This window comes from Pseudescherichia vulneris NBRC 102420, assembly GCF_000759795.1.
GTDB classification, from domain to species: domain Bacteria; phylum Pseudomonadota; class Gammaproteobacteria; order Enterobacterales; family Enterobacteriaceae; genus Pseudescherichia; species Pseudescherichia vulneris.
Genome location: NZ_BBMZ01000014.1, coordinates 103014 through 120751 on the forward strand (window position 1 = coordinate 103014; position 17738 = coordinate 120751).

Below are 17738 nucleotides of genomic sequence, written 5' to 3' on the forward strand. Positions count from 1 at the left end.
AGACAATAAAAAACCCCGCAGAGCGGGGTTTTTTTATAAGACGTAAACTTAAGCCTGCGGCTGAGTTACAACGTCTTTAACGCCTTTAACTTCGATCTCTACGCGACGATCCGGAGCCAGGCAGTCGATCAGTGCCGGACGAGCTTTCACGTTGTCACAGGTGTTGCCAGTAACCGGGTTAGATTCGCCCATACCACGTGCGGAGATCTTGTTGGACGGGATACCTTTAGAGATCAGGTAGTCAACAACAGACTGAGCACGTTTCTCGGACAGACCCTGGTTGTAAGCGTCAGAACCGATACGGTCGGTGAAGCCCAGAACAACAACGGAACCGTCTTTCGGATCCAGGTTGCTCAGCTGGCTGTACATCTGATCCAGAGCCTGCTGGCCTTCTGGTTTCAGAGTCGCTTTGTTGAAGTTGAACAGTACGTCAGACTTCAGAGTGAAGTGCTTGGTAGAAACCTGCGGAGCCGGAGCCGGAGCCGGTGCAACAACCGGAGCTACGTCTTCCTGCTGGCCGAAGCGGTAGGAAACACCTACGCTCAGCATACCGTTGTCTTGACGGGTGCCCAGAGTTTTAGCATCGCCAATGTTGTTAACCCACTGGTATTCCAGACGGGTAGCGATGTCACGGGTCATTGCCCACTCTACGCCACCAGCGAATACTGGGGAAACACCGGTATCGTGGTCTTTGAAAGATGCGCCAGTGCCAGGAACCTGAGCTTTAGCATCTGCACGCCATACCATACCACCCAGGCGGGTGTAGATATCAACGTCGTCAGTGATTGGGTAGCCCAGTTTAGCGGTCAGCTGAACGCCCTGAGATTTGAAAGCACCGTTTACGTTGTCGCCTTTGTACGGCTCACGACCTAACCAGTCATAACCGAGTTCGAAACCAACGTACGGGTTAACCTGGTAGCCGCCGTATGCGCCAGCGCCGAGCTGGTCTTCACGGGTCGGGCCATCATTAGGAATGAAGCCATTGTCGTGGTACTGGGACCAGCCCAGTTTAGCACCAGTGTACCAGGTATTATCTTTCGGAGCGGCCTGCGCTACGGTAGCGAAGCCAGCCAGTGCCACTGCAATCGCGATAGCTGTCTTTTTCATTTTTGCGCCTCGTTATCATCCAAAAATCGCCATGAACTTCTCGCCAGAGAAAACACGGTTAAATCCTTCACCGGGGGCATTGCTCAATATTAACTCTACCGATATCTTCGGCTTATGCCGAGCACCCCTGGCGATGTAAAGTCTACAACGTAGTTGGAAACTTACAAGTGTGAACTCCGTCAGGCATATGAAAAAAAAAGAGTTGTAGACACAATATTTAACATTTATGACGATAAATTCGCCATCGAAATATCGTAGTTGCCGCGCCAGACAGGCTTCGCGAGAGAATTTAGCTTAATGACCAATGGCCTGGAACCGACGCAAAAAAGATCCCAGGAATTATCTTAAACTTACTTAATGAAACAAATTTGAGTGAATTTTTAGGCCGGATGACTGTCCTGAAGCCTGAGGGTCGAAGCGAACCGGCCGCATAATGAACCCCATCGCATTCCCTTCCTGAGCCGCATTAACGAGGCGGCGATGCTCATCTTCCGACAGCTCCTGAGCATGCCAGCCGATAACAACGCTGTAGTTGCCCGTCTGTAATGCTTTGATCATCGAGTCCAGCGTATTATCCGGCGAGAGCTGGCTAATGTGCATCAGCTTGCTTAAGGGCAAACCCGCTGACTGTACCCACGCGCGGCTCAATTTTTGCTGCGGCGTCAGCCAAAGCTGCCAGCGGGACTGTTGGCTCAGCTGTTGCAGCAGAGGCAGCAGCAGCTGCTGCGTCATCATCGGCTGGTCTTCACGGTAGACAACTTCACTGATCAGGCCAGCGGCCGCAGCGGGCGTATTGACCTGTGCGCGGTTGCCTGCAAAAGAAGCGTATTGAGATGAGCGATTAGCATAGCCTGAAGTGTACATAGTCATTCCAGCCCTTAGAGTTACTGTATGGATATACAGTACCCCCTGAGCATTTAAAGATCAACCTTATTTTCTGAAAGCGTCTCGCAAATATGGTCTTAATGTGAGGTGAGAAGAAAAATCAACTTGCTGATGCCTGGGAACTTCCCTATGTTCCTTTTTAACGGATGGCTTAAAAATAGAAGATATTTTACGCCTTGATTTTAAAGGAATAATTATGAAAAACGTATCGTATCAACGAATCTATCAATCTCGGGAATATCTTTCCCCGCTGGGGCAGATCCACCACCGGGCACTGTTTGGGGGTTACAGCCTCGCCATTGAAGATACGGTCTTTGCGATGGTGGCAGAAGGGGCGCTCTACCTGCGTGCCTGTGAGGAGAGCGCACCCTACTGTGTGAATGCGAAAGCGCCTTTGCTGACCTTTGTGAAGCGGGGCAGACCTGTGCTGCTGAACTATTTTCGGGTGGATGATGGCCTATGGCAGGATCGCGAAACGCTGCTGACGCTCTGTCAACACTCGCTGGCGGCCGCCCAGCGCGAAAAGGTGGCGCGGCGGGCGCAAAAGCGGCTCAGGGATCTCCCCAACCTGACTTTTCAGTTAGAGACGCTGCTGTGGTCAGTGGGCATCAAGGATGAGGCAAGCCTGAGACAGCTCGGCGCGAAAGCGTGCTGGCTCAGGCTAAAAGAGCGCAGCCCGCAGTTGAGCATTAAAGTGCTATTTGCCCTGGAAGGGGCTATTGCGGGTCTACACGAGGCGGCGCTCCCGGCAGATACGCGCCGGGAGCTGACCGTCTGGTTTAAAGAGCTAGAGGCGGAAAGCAGCGTCAATCAGCGGGGCACCTGACGCTGTAGCTGGCAGATCTCGGGCAGCAGCCCAATCAGCAGGCCAATCTGCTGCAGAACCAGCGGGGCCTTGCTTTTGGGGTCTGGCTCAAGCTGGCGGATCCGCTCAGAGAGCGTTTCCAGCTGCTGCCCAACCCGCACTTCATCGGCAGGCTGATGGTGCAGGGCATCATCTACATAGCAGACGGCGTCATCGAGCAGCTGCAGGATCTCCGGCTGCTGGAGCTGCTCACGGTGCGCCCCCAACGTGGAGATATAGCTGGTAAAGGTGTGGTTCAGGCAGAGCAGGCGGAAAGCGACGTCGCGGGTCTGCGGCGTGGCGTTCGGCTCGGTGGACATGTTTGAGACCACTGATGCGAACTCTGCATCGCCATTGTGGGCGTAGCGCCGGGCAATGCGGTATGCCAGTCGGTTATCGCGTCCCTGATGATACTGCTCCAGAATGGCATCCAGATAGCGGCAGTTGGCATCAAGTGCTCGCTCCAGCACGCGTGGAAGGTTGCGAAAGCGCCAGTCTGGCCAGATAAAGCTCACCGCCGCCCAGGCGATGGCGCAGCCGATCAGCGTATCGATAATACGCGGGATCGCCACCTCAAAGCCCTCTCCGAGCAGATTAAAGCAGAGCAGCACCAGCAGGGTAATAAACATCGTGGCATGGGCATACTGCACGTTGCGGAAGGCAAAAAAGAGCACCCCGGCGATGACAATCAGCACCAGCTGCCCCTCCAGAGAAGGGACAAAAAGCAGTATCGGTAACCCCACCGCCACGCCTACCAGCGTGCCGATGATACGCAGCGTTAAGCGGTGGCGGGTGGCGTTATAGTTTGGCTGGCAGACAAACAGGCTGGTCAGCAGGATCCAGTAACCGTGCTGGAGCCCGGTGAGCTGAATAAAGGCGTAGCCCAGGCAGAGCACCACCGACATTCTCACCGCATGGCGAAACAGGGCCGACTCCGGCGTCAGGTTGCGCTTCAGACGCTGCCAGATATCGTCCAGGCCAGTCAGACTGTCATCGGCAAGTTCATTCTCGGTACTCTGCGGCTGCTGCATCAGCGCCTGTTCAGACTCTATGGTCGCCAGCTGGGCGTCGATAGCCCGCAGGTTATCCCGCACAAAGCCCAGCGACTCAATGTAGTCGGCGGAAATACCCTCGGTACGGGCGTGCTCAAGGGCCGCATCAAGATGGGCAAAGGCACGCTCAAATTGCGGATCGTGCTGATAAGGCTCGCGCAGCAGAATTGCCCGTGAGAGGCGGGCGCAGGCCTGTGCCTGCATGGCGAGCATCCGCTGAAAGCGAAACATCAGGGAGCTATGGCGAAAGCGCTCGCGCAGGGCATGGTATTGAATATGCGACGAGCTGGCGCGCTCGTGAATATCCTGGGCAACAAAATAGTAGTGCAGCGTGCGCCGGGTACCGCGCTGGCCGCGATCGCCCCGCAGCCTTGTCAGCAGCGAGGCTTTGGTCTGATTGAGCGTGGTTACCAGCTGGCCGTTGGCCTGCGCCAGATCGTAAAGCGGAGCCTCGGTCTCACTCTCATCGTCATAATCCGGATCGAAGAGGCGTGACTTCTGCTCCAGATAGTTCGCCAGCTGCGCATAGCAGCGCGCGAGGTTGTCCTGTAATGGACGCACCGGAAACACCAGATGACCTATTAGCGTCAGCAGGCTAAACCACACCGCCCCCGCCAGCAGGAACAGCGGCTGTAGATACCACTGGTCGAAGAGTGAAATACCCAGCATGGTATAGATAGCAATCAGCAGCGCGCCAAAGGCGATGGTGGCATAGCGCTGTCCCAGGCCGCCCAGCAGAATAAACCCGCAGGTAGAGACGATAAGCCCGAGGGCAAACAGCCACGGCCATGGGAAGAGGAGCTCCACCGAGGCGGAGGCAATAAAGAACGAAACCAGGGTGATAACCAGGTTGCGCAGCCGTCCGGTGAGGCGATCATCCAAATCCGCCAGCGCGGCGGCCACCACGCCCAGGGTTAACGGGATCGTGAGCTTCACCTCGCCCAGCCACCAGGGCAGGGCAACCGTCCCGCTCAGGGCGATAAAAATCCTGACGTTATAGAGCCAGGCACTGTTCCATGTGTAGCGGCGAAGCAGGGGGCTTAACATAAATGACGCGTCCTTTAGATTAGAAACGGGCCCGGGCGTTGGCTTCGCGGGCGGCCTGCGCCGTTTCCACCGACACGACCCGCCGTCCAACCGGCCACAGGGCAATGGCTGCGATTTTAAAGTTAGCGATGCCTACTGGGATGCCAATGATGGTCAGGCACTGGGTGATACCGGCGAGGATATGCATTATGCACAGCCACCAGCCGAACAGCACCAGCCAGACAATATTCAGCAGCGTGCCGCCGGTGTTCATTATTACGTTACGGCGGGACGGATCGAGCTCATCCACATGTACCGCCTCGTTGCCATACGGCACCAGCGACAGCTTCGCGATCTCCCAGCATGAGCGGGTCAGCGGCAGCGTGATGATAAAGACAACGCTCATTACCGTTGCCAGGATCCAGGCCAGCGTAGTCATGAAGCCGCCCAGGAAGAAGTTAAGAATATTCAGTACAGTACGCATACATCCTCGAAGTTATCTGCCGTATGAAAAGGCGTGCTAAGTGTAACGTCTTTTTGCGCTGGAGCGTAAATTCTCTGGCGGGTACACTGACGGGCAACGTTATGACCAGAGAAACGGCACATCATGGAACTGAAAGCGACTTCACTCGGAAAACGTCTGGCCCAACACCCCTATGACCGGGCGGTCATGCTCCACGCGGGCGTAAAGGTGTCCGGCGATCGCCATGAGTATCTTATTCCCTATAATCAACTTTTGGCGATTGTCTGCAAGCGCGGGCTGGTCTGGGGTGAGCTGGAGTTTGTGCTATCCGATGCCAAAGTGGTGCGCCTGCACGGTACTGAGTGGGCGCAGACCCAGCAGTTCTATCAACATCTCAACGCCCACTGGCAGGCATGGAGCAGCCAAATGAGCGAGGTGGCCGCAGGCGTGCTGCAGGAGACGGTAGAGACCCTCTCCAGCGGTATGAAGGCCAACAGGTGGCTCACCCGCCAGCAGACCACGGGCCTGCAGGATCGGATCCGTCACGCCTTTGCGGCGCTGCCGTTGCCGCTGGAGCGTCTCGATGAGTTCGATAACTGCCGCGAAGCGTGGCAGCAATGTCAACGCTGGCTAGTGGACGTTGAAGCCAGCCGGGCAGCGCATAACCGCGAGTACACCCGCAAAATGCTGGTACAGTACGCGCCATTCTTTGCCAGCGTGGAATCCTCACCGCTTAACCCCGCCCAGGCGGAAGCGGTAGTGAACGGCGAGCAGTCACTGCTGGTGCTGGCCGGAGCGGGCAGCGGGAAGACCTCGGTGCTGGTGGCTCGCGCCGGCTGGTTGCTGATGCGCGGTGAAGCGGCAGCGGATCAGATCCTGCTTCTGGCCTTTGGTCGGAAAGCGGCCCAGGAGATGGACGCGCGTATTCGCGAACGCCTCAATACCGATGAGATCGCCGCCCAAACCTTCCATGCTCTGGCGCTCGCCATTATTCAGCACGGCAGCAAAAAGGTGCCCACCATCAGCGCGCTGGAAAACGATACCGACGCCCGTCAGGCGCTGTTTATCGAGGCCTGGCAGCAGCAGTGCAGCGAGAAAAAAGCCCAGGCGAAGGGCTGGCGGCAGTGGCTGGAAGAGGAGCTGGAGTGGGAGGTGCCCGAAGGCAACTTCTGGGACGATAAAGCCCTACAGCGTCGTCTTGCCGGGCGGCTTGACCGTTGGGTAAGCCTGATGCGCATGCATGGCGGCGCCCAGGCGGAGATGATTGCCTCCGCGCCGGAAGAGGTGCGTAATCTGTTTTCAAAACGGGTAAAGCTGATGGCCCCGCTGCTCAAGGCGTGGAAAACGGCGCTGAAGGCGGAAAACGCCGTCGACTTCTCCGGGCTGATCCATCAGGCGATCAATATTCTGGAGAAAGGGCGCTTTATCAGCCCGTGGAAGCATATTCTGGTAGATGAGTTTCAGGACATCTCTCCCCAGCGTGCAGCGCTGCTGGCGGCGCTGCGCAAGCAGAACTCAAACACCACGCTCTTTGCCGTCGGCGATGACTGGCAGGCGATCTACCGCTTTAGCGGGGCGCAGCTCTCCCTGACCACCGCGTTTCATCACTACTTTGGCGAGGGGGAAAGCTGCGTGCTGGATACCACCTATCGCTTTACCCACCGTATTGGCGACGTGGCCAACCGCTTTATCCAGCAGAACCCGCATCAGCTCAGAAAGCCGCTCAACAGCCTGGCGGCAGGCGAGAAGAACGCCGTGACGCTAATGACTGAGGATCGGCTCGATGCCCTGCTGGATAAGCTCAGCGGCTACGCGAAGCCGGACGAGCGGATCCTGCTGCTGGGGCGTTATCACTACCTCAAGCCCGCCGTGCTGGAGAAGGCCGCCACGCGCTGGCCGCAGCTGACGCTGGACTTTATGACCATCCACGCCAGCAAGGGGCAGCAGGCGGACTATGTCATCGTGCTGGGACTGCAGGAAGGCAAAGAGGGCTTTCCGGCCCCGGCGCGAGAGTCGGTGATGGAGCAGGCGCTGCTGCCTGCGCCGGAGGATTACCCAGACGCGGAGGAGCGTCGTCTGCTCTACGTGGCGATGACCCGCGCCCGCAAACGCGTATGGCTGCTGTTCAGCAAGGATGCGCCGTCACCGTTTGTGGAGGATTTAAAAGCGTTAGGCGTAACGGTAATGCGTAAACCATAGCCTTACGTTCTGTAGGCCGGGTAAGGCGGAGCCGCCACCCGGCGATACATTATTTCAGGCGATCGGCAAGATAGCGCTGATAGTCCGGGATCTGAATGTCAAAGCTTTCGCCGAAGTGCGCTGACTCAATAATAAAGTCGGCGGTAGAGACGTTGGTGGCAACGGGGATATTCCACACCGTCGCCAGGCGCAGCAGGGCCTTGACGTCCGGATCGTGCGGCACGGCGTTGAGCGGATCCCAGAAGAAGATCAGCACATCGATTTTGCTCTCAGAGATTAATGCCCCTACCTGCTGATCGCCGCCCATCGGCCCGCTCAGCATGGCGTTGACCGGCAGGCCGGTGGCGCGCTGGATCAGGTTGCCGGTGGTGCCGGTGGCATACAGCTCGTGCTGGGCCAACAGCGCGTGGTGGCGCTCTACCCAGTTCATCAGCATGGTCTTACAGTGATCGTGAGCCACCAGCGCAATGTGTTTTCGCGCCGGAAGCGTACGTGTCGTCAGTTCCATAATCCGTTTCCATTATTGAATTTGCTACAGATTACTGGAAGCGTTTGATGCTGCAAGAGAAAGGCGTAAAAAAAGCGCGGCTGGAAAAAGGGAATGTGATTTAACGCACCCTCAGGAGGGAGGCTGCTGTTTTACCCACTCCATAAAGCGGCTGCGGGTCAGCGGGTCGGCCTGCTGAAACCAGTACTTGAGCCGTTGCTCGGTCAGATCCTGCGATGGCGGCACGTCCAGCTCCGATACGCTGGAGAGCAGCGTTCTGTCATCTGCCATTTGCGTGGCAAACTCCGGTAGAGAAGCGTGCTGTCCCTGCTTGTTATAGCGTTCAGTATCCCGCTCATAGTCGACCCCCTCCGACGTCTCCGTTACCGGCAGAATGTCAATTCTGGCTGGGATAGCGGCCGCGTGACCATCCAGCAGTGAAATCTGTGGCGAGGCGTCAAACATCTCTGACTCTCTCTGCGTCTCCAGCCGGGGCAGCGTCACGTTGACCAGATTGATAGCGCGGGTGTTAAAACTGACGATCAGCGGCGGGGAGATCCACATCCGCTGCTCGCGGTTGCTCATGCGGATGCTTTTTTCCACGCGAAACACCAGCTGGTGCGGACCGTTCTCCAGCTCAATACTGCCCGCACCGCGCAGCAGGGAGCTGGAGACCTTTTTGCCGTCGAGGATCAGGAGATCGATCTCCGTTGCCAGGCGCAGGGTCGTTGCGAAAGCGGTAACCGGCATTAAGCAGACAATCAGTGCGGTGGCAAAGCCGGCTCTCATAAAATCTCCGCTGTTTTTTAGGGTTAAAAACGTGTCTGAACATGTCTAAAGGTATGTTTAGTAACATATAGAGTTATGCTTCTGATTACCCTCATGCAGAGGTATGGGATAGATGGTCGAGTGCCCAGCTTTGGCATACACTTGAGAAAATAGCCTGGAGATGATTATGAAAGAGACCGATATTGCTGGCATTCTGAAATCAACCCACACCATTGCGCTGGTAGGCGCAAGCGACAAGCCTGACCGTCCTAGCTACCGGGTCATGAAATACCTGCTCGACCAGGGCTACCACGTGATCCCGGTCTCGCCGAAGGTGGCGGGAAAGACGCTGCTGGGTCAACAGGGCTACGCGACGCTGGCGGAAATTCCCGAGAAGGTCGATATGGTGGACGTGTTCCGCCAGTCGGAGGCGGCCTGGGGGGTGGCGCAGGAGGCGATTGCCATTGGGGCGCAAACCCTGTGGCTACAGCTTGGCGTGATCAACGAGCAGGCAGCGGTGCTGGCTCGCGAAGCGGGGTTAAACGTGGTGATGGATCGCTGCCCGGCGATTGAGATCCCACGCTTGGGGCTTACCCGCTAAAAAAAGACCCCGCGCTGGCGGGGTCTTATCAGTTGCGCAGCCGGGGCGCCTGGAGCTGTTTGCGGATGGAGCGCGCGAGCTCATCCATAGAGGGTTGTTCCGGATGTTCATCCTGCACTTCGCTGCTAAGCTGAGCTTCGGCCAGGTAGGTATGCACCGGCTGTCCGTCATCATCTTCCATCACCACGTGATACCACGGGGCGACGCGCAGATCCGGGTTAACGGCCAGCTCGTCAGCGGAGGGTTCATCAAGAGAGTATTCCGGGTCGATATCCACCACCACGCCCAAAAATCCCAGCAGGGAGTGGCGCACCTGCTGGCCAATGCCGTATTTGCTGGCAATCATAGTCACCTCCAGGAAACAGTACTTATCCCCAATATGGGGATAAGGTTCCAGAATTCAAGCTACATGACGCGACAGGCAAACCCTTTAAGATACAGTCCTTCCGGGTAGGGAGCGATCACCGGGTGATCGGCGGCCTGACGGAACTGCTCTATAAATTGTACATCACGACCCGCATCTATTGCGGCATCGGCGATGATTTTCTGAAATAAATCGGTGGTCATCAGGCCGGAGCAGGAGAAGGTCAGCAGCACGCCGCCGGGATTCAGCAGCTGGATCGCCAGCATGTTGATGTCCTTATAGCCACGGCACGCGCCCATCAGCTGACTTTTGTTCTCTACGAATTTCGGCGGATCCATCACGATAACGTCAAACTTCTCGCCGCTATCACGATATTTACGCAGCAGCTTGAAAACGTCATCGCGGACAAATTCCGCTTTGCTCAGGTCAAGCTGGTTGAGCTCTACGTTTTGCTTAGCCACGTCCAGCGCCTCCTGGGAGGTATCGACGCTCACCACCTGGGCACAGCCGCCCATCAGCGCAGAGACCGCAAAGCCACCGGTGTAGGAGAAGCAGTTCAGCACGCGCTTATCGGCAACGTACTGGCGGGTCGCCAGTCGACTGTCGCGCTGGTCCAGGTAGTAACCGGTTTTGTGTCCGGTCTGGATATCCACCAGCAGCTTCATGCCGTTCTCTTCGATCGGCAGCAGCGGCGGCGGCAGCTCACCGCTCACCGGGCCCTGAGTCAGCTCCAGCCCCTCTTTTTTACGTACCGCCACGTCGCTGCGGTCGTAAATGGCGCACTCCGGGTAGCGCTCCTGTAGCGCCGCCACCAGCGCCGGACGCTGATACTCTGCGCCTGCGCTCAGCAGCTGCAGCACCAGGAAGTTGCCGAAGCGGTCGATAGTAATGCCGGGCATACCGTCCGACTCTCCGGCGATCAGGCGATAGCTATCCAGACCATCGCGCTTCGCCAGCCAGTCGCGCCACTGCTGGGCCTGAGCCAGGCGGCGGCTAAAGAAGGCGATATCCACGCTTTCGTTTTTATCGAACGTCCAGACGCGGGCACGGATCTGCGAAGCAGGGGAGTACGCGCCGCGAGCTAACCATTTTCCCTGATGGTCAACGATATCAACGGTTTCACCGAGGTTGGCTTTGCCTTCCATGCGGGCAACCGCACCGGAGAAGACCCAGGGATGACGGCGCAGCAGAGACTTCTCGCGCCCTTTGGCTAACACTAAACGTACGCTCATAATAAATTTGATTGTCTTAATGAAGAAAATGGCCGCCATTTTCCTGGGTTAGAGCAGGAAAAGCAACGCATCAGGCGGGATTAACGATGCGCGTAGGTGATGGCAAGGAATAGAATAAGCGCTACAGGATGGTCGATGTATCAGTTACCCGGAGAAAAATAGATTATGCATGAGGATTTTCAGCTGTTTACACCGCTCCCGATGTGGCCTGTTATTGTCTACTATTCGCTCTCCATTGCGGTTTTCGGTATCGCTTACTTCGGGCGTATTCTTGTTCAAAGAAAGAGCAATTATCCTTTTTTCATTTTGTATACGTTGGTCATCGTCATGATGGCTGCGATCCAGTTTTGCATTTTTGTGCACGGTACCGCTTTCACCCGTAGCGTCTTTCACGTAGATATCGATGTGGATTTGTATGATTCAATCAGGTGGGGGGCGGTTGTTTTTGCGCTGCTATTTTTCTTCGCCATGCCGAGAAATGATTTTATGCGCTCGGTAGGCAGGAAGCGCTCCGGAAGATAAAAAAATGCCAGCACCATCAAGGTACTGGCAAGACAGACAGGCAATGAGAGTTAATACTTTCAGTCTGGTACAGAGAAGCGAAGCGGTATGTAGGGAAAAGTCTGATAGTGGCGGCGGCATACGCTACCCTTAGTGAATCAGAGAAGGAGTGTCGCCATGACTGACGAGAACAGAACCAACGAAAAAGCGTCCGCCTGCGTTAAATGCTGGGTTCACGGCAGCGTGCAGGGGGTGGGGTTTCGCTACAGTACGCAGCGCGAGGCACATCGCCTTGGCTTGACCGGTTACGCACGCAACATGGATGACGGCAGCGTTGAGGTCCTTGCCTGCGGTGACGAAGAGAAGTTAGCCGAGCTGATTGAGTGGCTGAAAGCAGGCGGGCCGCGCAGCGCCCGGGTCGACAACGTCTTAACCGAGCCGCATCAGCCCACCCGCGAGTGGACCAACTTTGGGATCCGCTACTAGATGCACTTCACCGGTTTGGGCAGGCCAGCAATCTTGGTGGCCTGTTTGGCCGGGCCTTTCGGAAAGAGGCGGTAGAGGTAGCGGCTGTTGCCCTTCTCCTCGCCAAACTTGTTGGCCATCGCCTTGACCAGCATGCGGATCGCTGGTGAGGTGTTAAATTCCAGATAGAAGTCGCGCACGAAGCGCACCACTTCCCAATGCTCAGGGGAGAGGGTAATAGACTCCTGCGCCGCAATCACTTCTGCCAGACCTTCACTCCACTGGCTACTCTCTTTCAGATAGCCGTCGTTGTCGGTCTCTATCTCTTTACCTTCAAAGCTCAACATAATCATTCACGGGTCAGCTAAAAACCGCTGCAGTGTAGCAAAAAACAAAGCCCCGCATAAGCGGGGCTTGAGGGGCTGCTTGTTCGGTTAGTCCCGGCTGGAGAAGCCCAGGATGCTCAGCAGGCTGACAAAGATGTTGTACAGCGAGACGTAGAGGCTAACGGTGGCGCGAATATAGTTAGTTTCGCCGCCGTGAATAATGTTGCTGGTTTCATACAGGATTGCGCCGGTAGAAATCAGGATAAACACCGCGCTGATCGCCAGATGCAGGGCAGGCAGCTGCAGGAAGATATTAGCTACCATGCCGATCAGCACTACCACGATCCCCGCCATCAGCATCCCGCCCAGGAAAGACATATCTTTACGGGTGGTCAGCACGTAGGCCGAGCAGCAGAAGAAGGTCAGGGCGGTGCCGCCCAGCGCCAGGCCAATCAGATCGCCCATGCCCGCTGAGAGGTAGGCGTTAAGCATCGGCCCGAGGATGTAGCCCAGGAAACCGGTAAAGGCGAAGGCGGCCAGAATACCGGCAGGCTTATCCGCCAGCTTATAGGTCAGGAACATTAAGCCGTACATGCCCACCAGCGTCAGGATCAGCCCCGGTGACGGCAGACCCAGCACCGTACTGGCGGTCGCGGTGATCGCGGAGAACGCCAGGGTCAGGCTGAGCATAAAATAGGTGTTTCGCAGCACTTTGTGCGTGCTGAGCAGCGATGTACGCCCGCGTGAAGCGCTAACAATACGATCCATGAGTCACTCTCTTATGACAGATGTAATTAAGGATGAAGGATAGGTAAACAGAGCGGTAGCTTAAAGCGGTTTTACCCATCTTTACCCAAACAACAATAACTTACCGACAGCAGAGCCTGCTTTAAATTTCACTTTTGGTAGTGCGATCGCATTTTTGCCCGAACGAAACAGATCAACCTCTTATAGGTGCCTGAAAAGTATTGCCTTCTTCTCTGGCGGGCGCTAAGAGTGTCAGAGGTAACGTTAATCAGTACACTATTAAGGCATGATATGAAACCACAGACAGGTCACCGTTTTGCCCTCACGCTGCTGGCAACGGGCATCATAAGCATAAGTACCGCTGCACTGGCGGCTCAGGTCCCGGCGGGAACCACGCTGGCGGAGCAGCAAACGCTGGTGCGCAATAACGGCAGCGAGCCGGCCTCCCTCGATCCGCACAAGGTAGAAAGCAACGTCGAATTCGATATTATCAGCGACTTATTCGATGGGCTGATCGCAATCAAAAAAGATGGCAGCGTAGAGCCGCGCTTAGCAGAGAAGTGGGAGAATCAGGACAACACCGTCTGGACCTTCGACCTGCGTCCAGGCATCACCTGGTCCGACGGGACGGCTATTACCGCTCAGGATGTGGTCTGGAGCTGGCAGCGTCTGGTGGATCCGGCTACCGGCTCCCCGTACGCGACCTATCCAGGCAATATGCATATCGTTAACGCAGCGGATATTGCGCAGGGCAAAAAGGCCCCGGATACGCTGGGCGTGAAGGCGCTGGACGATACCACGCTGCAGGTTACCCTCAACCAGCCCACGGCGTCGTTCCTGCCGATGCTGGCGCACCCGTCGCTGGTGCCGGTTGATAAGGTGCTGATTGGCCGTTTTGCCGATAAGTGGACCAAGCCGGAGCACTTTGTCGGCAGCGGGCCGTACAAAATCACCGACTGGGTGGTGAACGAGAAGATTGTTGCGGTGCGCAACCCGCGCTACTGGGACGACAAGCATACCGTAATCAACAGCGTCACCTATCTGCCTATCAGCTCCGAGACTGCCGACGTCAACCGCTACAAGGCGGGCGAGATCGATATGACCAACACCATTCCGGTAAACCAGTTTGCCCAGCTAAAGAAAACCCTGGGCGCAGAGGTGCATATCACGCCGCAGCTGGCGACCTACTATTACCAGTTTAATACCACCAAGCCGCCTTTTAACGACGCGCGGGTACGTCGGGCGCTAAATATGGCGCTGGATAAAGATATCATTGCCGACAAGGTGATGGGGCAAGGGCAGCGCCCGGCGTGGGTCATCAGCCAGCCGGAGATTGGCGGCGTGAAGATCGCCTCGCCGGACTACGCCGCCTGGCCGCGGGATAAACGTATTGCCGAGGCGAAAAAGCTGCTGGCCGAAGCCGGGTTCAACGCGGCGCATCCGCTGACCTTTAATCTGCTCTATAACACCATGGAGACCCACCAGCGCATCGCCATTGCCGCCAGCTCGATGTGGCAGAAAAATCTTGGCGTGACGGCGAAGCTGCAAAACCAGGAGTGGAAAACCATGCTCGATACCATGCACACCGGCAACTTCGACGCCGTGCGCTATGCGTGGATAGCGGACTACGATGATGCAGCGACCTTCCTGAATACGTTCCGCACCGGTGACGGCGAGAATACCTCCCTCTACAGCAATCCAGCCTATGACGAGCTGATGCACAGTGCGGCAAAGGCCAAGGACGCTAACGAGCGTGGAAAGGACTATCAGCAGGCGGAGGCGATTCTGGCTCAGGACGTGCCGGCGATCCCGGTTTATCACTATGTCAGAGCGCGTTTAGTTAAACCATGGGTAGGCGGATTCGATCCCAGCAACCTCGGTTACGTCTATACAAAAGATCTCTACATCACCAAACACTAAGTATTGTGCTGATTTAATGGTCAATATGCTGTTCTTTCAGCCGATTAGCAGCATATTGCTTGTTTTTCAGGCAAACAGATATCACAGGGGTTTACACGGCGCATCGAGGTGTTTATAGTGCGCCTCATTCCGGAAGTGTGGCCGAGCGGTTGAAGGCACCGGTCTTGAAAACCGGCGACCCGAAAGGGTTCCAGAGTTCGAATCTCTGCGCTTCCGCCAAATGCGGAACAGCCCTGCGATAGCAATATCGCGGGGCTTTTTTCTTTTGGGAATTCCATCCCCAATTTACGCGACCTAAAAATGCTGTCTGGAAAGATGGATTTTACTTCAGGCGCGTGGTGCAGCTTTTACCGCATCGACAAACAACCTCAACGCAACGGGCATATGTCGATTTTGCGGAAAGTAGAGCGCGATCCCTTGCGATGCAATTGCCCAGTCGTCCAACAGCGTCACCAGTTGCTGGTTAGCCAGCCACGGCTGCGCATACAGTTCCGGAACATAGGCTATGCCTAATCCGGCAACGGCAGCCTCTACCATTAATGCACTGCTGTCGAGTGTCAGACTGCCAGGTACATCCAGTGCAAGCTGCTGCCCATGCTGCTGATACTCCCAGCGATAGCGTTTGCCGCCTGGCAAGCGCTGCCGCAAACAGATGTGCTGCATCACATCCTGGGGGTGCTGGATTTTCGGCCGCTCTGCCAGGTAATCGGGCGCTGCCACGGTGACAAAGCGCAGCGGACCACTCAGGAGAATGGCGACCATGTCTTTCGGTACATCTTCAATCAGTCGAATGCCCGCATCAAACCCTAGCGCGACAATATCTACCAGCTGACCCTGTGCGACCAAGTCAATTTCAATTCCCGGTTTCTGCTGAATAAACGTCGGCAATACTCTTTCCAGCAGAAGGCGGATCGCTGCATCGCTGGCGCTGATACGCAGTGTGCCATACGGCTGATGACCGCTCGCCGTGACGTCATTCAGCAGCTCATCCATCTCTGCCAGCAGCGGCGTTATGCGCGCAATAAGCATTTCACCTGCTTCGGTCAGCGCCACGCTCCGCGTTGTACGATGGAAAAGTCGTACACCAAGCGTCGCCTCCAGACCTTTGATCGTATGGCTGAGCGAAGAGCGTTTGAGCCCGAGCACCTCCGCGGCACGACGAAAGCTACGCTGCTCAGCAATGGTTTTCACGGCCTGCAGTTCGTTCCAGGAAGGGCGTTTCATTGTTGAATATTTCCCACTATCCCATGCCAGTTTGCGGAGATTATGCCACCAATCATCGGGTATATGATGAACGTCGGTTCACTAAACGGAGAAGACAATCATGAAAACCTGGCTAATTACCGGCGCGTCTAGCGGCCTTGGGCGTTTGATGTGTGAAAAACTACTGGCCCGCGGTGATAGGGTAGTGGCAACCGTTCGGCGTGAAGCTGCATTAGCTGATATGCGCACGCAGTACGGCGATCGTTTGCAGGTAAGGGTGCTCGATCTCAGCATGACGGCCACCATCAGGCCCGCCGTCGAAGCAGCGTTTGCTCAGGCGGGGCGGATAGATATTGTGGTAAGTAATGCAGCTTACGGGCTATTTGGTGCAGCGGAAGAGTTGAGCGATACACAAATTGAGCGGCAGTTAACCACCAATCTTATGGGCTCAATTCAGCTGATTCGTGCGGCAATCCCCTTTTTACGACAGCAGGGAGGCGGGCGCATTGTGCAGGTGTCTTCGGAAGGCGGCCAGATTGCCTATCCCAACTTCAGTTTGTATCACGCCAGTAAATGGGGCATTGAGGGCTTTGTCGAAGCGGTTCGCCAGGAAGTTGCCGCGTTTGGCATCGACTTTTTGCTCGTAGAGCCTGGCCCCACGGCAACCCAGTTTGGTGCCGGACTGGATATGGCTGATGCTTTACCTGAGTACCAAGAGACAGCAGCAGGAAAAATGCGGGAAGCGCTACGTTCTGGCGAGTTTGTCATTAAAGGTGATGCGGAAAAATGCGTGACGGCGATGATTGCCGCAGCTGATGCGGAAAGCCCACCCCTGCGTCTACCCTTGGGCAGCACCGCCTATGACAATATTGACGCGGCACTCAGGGCACGTCTGGAGGCATTGCACGCGATGAAAGCCGTGGCCTATAGCGCCGATCGCAAGACGCCGTAAGCAGGTACCGATCGATGAGTTAAACACTACACTGCCGCTCGGTTAATCTAATTCGTGTCGGTTCACGATTTTGTCGCGGCATAAATCACGGTCATACCTAAAGCATTACTACGCTTAGTGACGACCATGGTTCCTCTACCAAAGTAATTGCCTACGGGTTCGCACACTTTAATGCGTCTATTTAGATCCGGATCGTCAACGTCAGCGCCACTACAGCTATGACGGCCGCTCCCTGAAAACACATAGGGAGCCGAGTAAGCCGTTATTGTCCCTGGTATCAACCAGACCACCGTAATAACCAGGATATAGCTAAAAAAAATCGCCATCAGTAGCGATCCGGCAAAGACCTTGAGGTTATTTTTGATGCCGTAAAATGGCGGGCCTTTCCCCCATTTTTTGATGCTAAAAAAGAACGCGGAGCCAAGTATTAACGTTATTGCAGCCAGCAGGGATTGAGTTTGCTGGGCCAAAAATGTGCTTTCATCAACCGTGGAGCGCCATGCGATGCAGGCAAATATGCAGCCCAATCCACAGATCGTTGCCAAAAGTAATTTGGGGTAGGAATACGTTTTCATTTGTCCGAATAGTCGCATAGA

The 17738-nt window shown here is 55.9% G+C and carries 19 protein-coding genes and 1 tRNA gene; 8 read left to right on the top strand and 12 right to left on the bottom strand.

All coding sequences use genetic code 11. The annotated features are described in order from the left end of the window. Positions 1 to 48: 48 nt before the first annotated feature. Complete coding sequence (gene ompA, locus EV102420_RS13240) at positions 49 to 1107, bottom strand: porin OmpA (protein ID WP_042392483.1); 1059 nt, start codon at positions 1105 to 1107, stop codon at positions 49 to 51. Between the two features lie 354 nt (positions 1108 to 1461). Continuing rightward, positions 1462 to 1971, bottom strand: coding sequence for an SOS-induced cell division inhibitor SulA (gene sulA, locus EV102420_RS13245; protein WP_042392484.1), 510 nt, complete (start codon positions 1969 to 1971; stop codon positions 1462 to 1464). Between the two features lie 217 nt (positions 1972 to 2188). Here sulA and EV102420_RS13250 point away from each other — a divergent pair, with 217 nt between their 5' ends. Then, positions 2189 to 2818: a TfoX/Sxy family DNA transformation protein gene (locus EV102420_RS13250; protein WP_042392486.1), complete on the top strand. Its 630-nt coding sequence runs from the start codon at positions 2189 to 2191 to the stop codon at positions 2816 to 2818. On the opposite strand, the gene yccS is transcribed toward EV102420_RS13250, so the two are convergent. Continuing rightward, positions 2803 to 4935: a YccS family putative transporter gene (gene yccS, locus EV102420_RS13255; RefSeq protein ID WP_042392488.1), complete on the bottom strand. Its 2133-nt coding sequence runs from the start codon at positions 4933 to 4935 to the stop codon at positions 2803 to 2805. The genes EV102420_RS13250 and yccS overlap by 16 nt on opposite strands. Positions 4936 to 4954: 19 nt before the next feature. Continuing rightward, positions 4955 to 5398, bottom strand: a complete 444-nt coding sequence (locus tag EV102420_RS13260; RefSeq protein ID WP_042392490.1) for a YccF domain-containing protein — start codon at positions 5396 to 5398, stop codon at positions 4955 to 4957. A gap of 123 nt (positions 5399 to 5521) precedes the next feature. Between EV102420_RS13260 and helD the strand changes: the two genes are divergently transcribed. Beyond that, positions 5522 to 7576 carry a DNA helicase IV gene (gene helD, locus EV102420_RS13265; RefSeq protein WP_042392493.1) on the top strand — a complete coding sequence of 685 codons (2055 nt, stop codon included), beginning with the start codon at positions 5522 to 5524 and terminating at the stop codon, positions 7574 to 7576. A 49-nt stretch (positions 7577 to 7625) separates the two neighbouring features. Here the strand turns inward: helD and mgsA are convergent, their stop codons facing one another. Further along, positions 7626 to 8084 (bottom strand): methylglyoxal synthase, encoded by a 459-nt coding sequence (gene mgsA / locus EV102420_RS13270; RefSeq protein ID WP_042392495.1) that lies wholly within the window; start codon positions 8082 to 8084, stop codon positions 7626 to 7628. A 111-nt stretch (positions 8085 to 8195) separates the two neighbouring features. After that, positions 8196 to 8852, bottom strand: a complete 657-nt coding sequence (gene csgI, locus EV102420_RS13275) for a curli synthesis inhibitor (RefSeq protein WP_042392498.1) — start codon at positions 8850 to 8852, stop codon at positions 8196 to 8198. Positions 8853 to 9018: 166 nt separating this feature from the next. On the opposite strand from csgI, the gene EV102420_RS13280 reads away from it, so the two are divergent. Further along, positions 9019 to 9432: a CoA-binding protein gene (locus tag EV102420_RS13280; RefSeq protein WP_042392500.1), complete on the top strand. Its 414-nt coding sequence runs from the start codon at positions 9019 to 9021 to the stop codon at positions 9430 to 9432. Positions 9433 to 9460: 28 nt separating this feature from the next. Here EV102420_RS13280 and hspQ read toward each other — a convergent pair whose 3' ends face one another. Both hspQ and rlmI read right to left on the bottom strand, forming a co-directional pair. Beyond that, positions 9461 to 9778 (bottom strand): heat shock protein HspQ, encoded by a 318-nt coding sequence (hspQ, locus tag EV102420_RS13285; RefSeq protein WP_042392502.1) that lies wholly within the window; start codon positions 9776 to 9778, stop codon positions 9461 to 9463. 59 nt (positions 9779 to 9837) lie between these two features. Further along, positions 9838 to 11028, bottom strand: coding sequence for a 23S rRNA (cytosine(1962)-C(5))-methyltransferase RlmI (rlmI, locus tag EV102420_RS13290; protein ID WP_042392630.1), 1191 nt, complete (start codon positions 11026 to 11028; stop codon positions 9838 to 9840). 165 nt (positions 11029 to 11193) lie between these two features. Between rlmI and EV102420_RS13295 the strand changes: the two genes are divergently transcribed. Continuing rightward, entirely contained in the window at positions 11194 to 11550 is a 357-nt protein-coding gene (locus EV102420_RS13295; RefSeq protein ID WP_042392504.1) for a hypothetical protein, read from the top strand. A gap of 156 nt (positions 11551 to 11706) precedes the next feature. Beyond that, positions 11707 to 12015, top strand: a complete 309-nt coding sequence (gene yccX, locus EV102420_RS13300; protein WP_042392505.1) for an acylphosphatase — start codon at positions 11707 to 11709, stop codon at positions 12013 to 12015. Here yccX and tusE read toward each other — a convergent pair. Beyond that, complete coding sequence (gene tusE, locus EV102420_RS13305) at positions 12012 to 12341, bottom strand: sulfurtransferase TusE (protein ID WP_042392631.1); 330 nt, start codon at positions 12339 to 12341, stop codon at positions 12012 to 12014. The genes yccX and tusE overlap by 4 nt on opposite strands. 87 nt (positions 12342 to 12428) lie before the next feature. Then, positions 12429 to 13088, bottom strand: coding sequence for an FtsH protease modulator YccA (yccA, locus tag EV102420_RS13310; RefSeq protein WP_042392507.1), 660 nt, complete (start codon positions 13086 to 13088; stop codon positions 12429 to 12431). A 270-nt stretch (positions 13089 to 13358) separates the two neighbouring features. Here yccA and EV102420_RS13315 point away from each other — a divergent pair, with 270 nt between their 5' ends. Then, a complete protein-coding gene (locus EV102420_RS13315; protein ID WP_042392508.1) occupies positions 13359 to 14987 on the top strand; it encodes an ABC transporter substrate-binding protein in 1629 nt (542 codons plus the stop codon). Positions 14988 to 15118: 131 nt separating this feature from the next. Continuing rightward, positions 15119 to 15206, top strand: a tRNA-Ser gene (locus EV102420_RS13320). 108 nt (positions 15207 to 15314) lie between these two features. Here EV102420_RS13320 and EV102420_RS13325 read toward each other — a convergent pair. Further along, positions 15315 to 16211: a LysR family transcriptional regulator gene (locus EV102420_RS13325; RefSeq protein ID WP_042392511.1), complete on the bottom strand. Its 897-nt coding sequence runs from the start codon at positions 16209 to 16211 to the stop codon at positions 15315 to 15317. Positions 16212 to 16311: 100 nt separating this feature from the next. On the opposite strand from EV102420_RS13325, the gene EV102420_RS13330 reads away from it, so the two are divergent. Beyond that, on the top strand, positions 16312 to 17142 hold the full coding sequence (locus tag EV102420_RS13330) for an SDR family oxidoreductase (RefSeq protein WP_077776536.1): 831 nt from the start codon (positions 16312 to 16314) through the stop codon (positions 17140 to 17142). Positions 17143 to 17204: 62 nt separating this feature from the next. On the opposite strand, the gene EV102420_RS13335 is transcribed toward EV102420_RS13330, so the two are convergent. Continuing rightward, positions 17205 to 17717, bottom strand: coding sequence for a hypothetical protein (locus EV102420_RS13335; protein ID WP_042392515.1), 513 nt, complete (start codon positions 17715 to 17717; stop codon positions 17205 to 17207). Positions 17718 to 17738 lie beyond the last annotated feature (21 nt).

Coding starts and splice junctions, on each gene's coding strand:
- ompA (WP_042392483.1), bottom strand. CDS start 1,107: ATGAAAAAGACAGCTATCGCGATTGCAGTGGCACTGGCTGGCTTCGCT.
- sulA (WP_042392484.1), bottom strand. CDS start 1,971: ATGTACACTTCAGGCTATGCTAATCGCTCATCTCAATACGCTTCTTTT.
- EV102420_RS13250 (WP_042392486.1), top strand. CDS start 2,189: ATGAAAAACGTATCGTATCAACGAATCTATCAATCTCGGGAATATCTT.
- yccS (WP_042392488.1), bottom strand. CDS start 4,935: ATGTTAAGCCCCCTGCTTCGCCGCTACACATGGAACAGTGCCTGGCTC.
- EV102420_RS13260 (WP_042392490.1), bottom strand. CDS start 5,398: ATGCGTACTGTACTGAATATTCTTAACTTCTTCCTGGGCGGCTTCATG.
- helD (WP_042392493.1), top strand. CDS start 5,522: ATGGAACTGAAAGCGACTTCACTCGGAAAACGTCTGGCCCAACACCCC.
- mgsA (WP_042392495.1), bottom strand. CDS start 8,084: ATGGAACTGACGACACGTACGCTTCCGGCGCGAAAACACATTGCGCTG.
- csgI (WP_042392498.1), bottom strand. CDS start 8,852: ATGAGAGCCGGCTTTGCCACCGCACTGATTGTCTGCTTAATGCCGGTT.
- EV102420_RS13280 (WP_042392500.1), top strand. CDS start 9,019: ATGAAAGAGACCGATATTGCTGGCATTCTGAAATCAACCCACACCATT.
- hspQ (WP_042392502.1), bottom strand. CDS start 9,778: ATGATTGCCAGCAAATACGGCATTGGCCAGCAGGTGCGCCACTCCCTG.
- rlmI (WP_042392630.1), bottom strand. CDS start 11,028: ATGAGCGTACGTTTAGTGTTAGCCAAAGGGCGCGAGAAGTCTCTGCTG.
- EV102420_RS13295 (WP_042392504.1), top strand. CDS start 11,194: ATGCATGAGGATTTTCAGCTGTTTACACCGCTCCCGATGTGGCCTGTT.
- yccX (WP_042392505.1), top strand. CDS start 11,707: ATGACTGACGAGAACAGAACCAACGAAAAAGCGTCCGCCTGCGTTAAA.
- tusE (WP_042392631.1), bottom strand. CDS start 12,341: ATGTTGAGCTTTGAAGGTAAAGAGATAGAGACCGACAACGACGGCTAT.
- yccA (WP_042392507.1), bottom strand. CDS start 13,088: ATGGATCGTATTGTTAGCGCTTCACGCGGGCGTACATCGCTGCTCAGC.
- EV102420_RS13315 (WP_042392508.1), top strand. CDS start 13,359: ATGAAACCACAGACAGGTCACCGTTTTGCCCTCACGCTGCTGGCAACG.
- EV102420_RS13325 (WP_042392511.1), bottom strand. CDS start 16,211: ATGAAACGCCCTTCCTGGAACGAACTGCAGGCCGTGAAAACCATTGCT.
- EV102420_RS13330 (WP_077776536.1), top strand. CDS start 16,312: ATGAAAACCTGGCTAATTACCGGCGCGTCTAGCGGCCTTGGGCGTTTG.
- EV102420_RS13335 (WP_042392515.1), bottom strand. CDS start 17,717: ATGAAAACGTATTCCTACCCCAAATTACTTTTGGCAACGATCTGTGGA.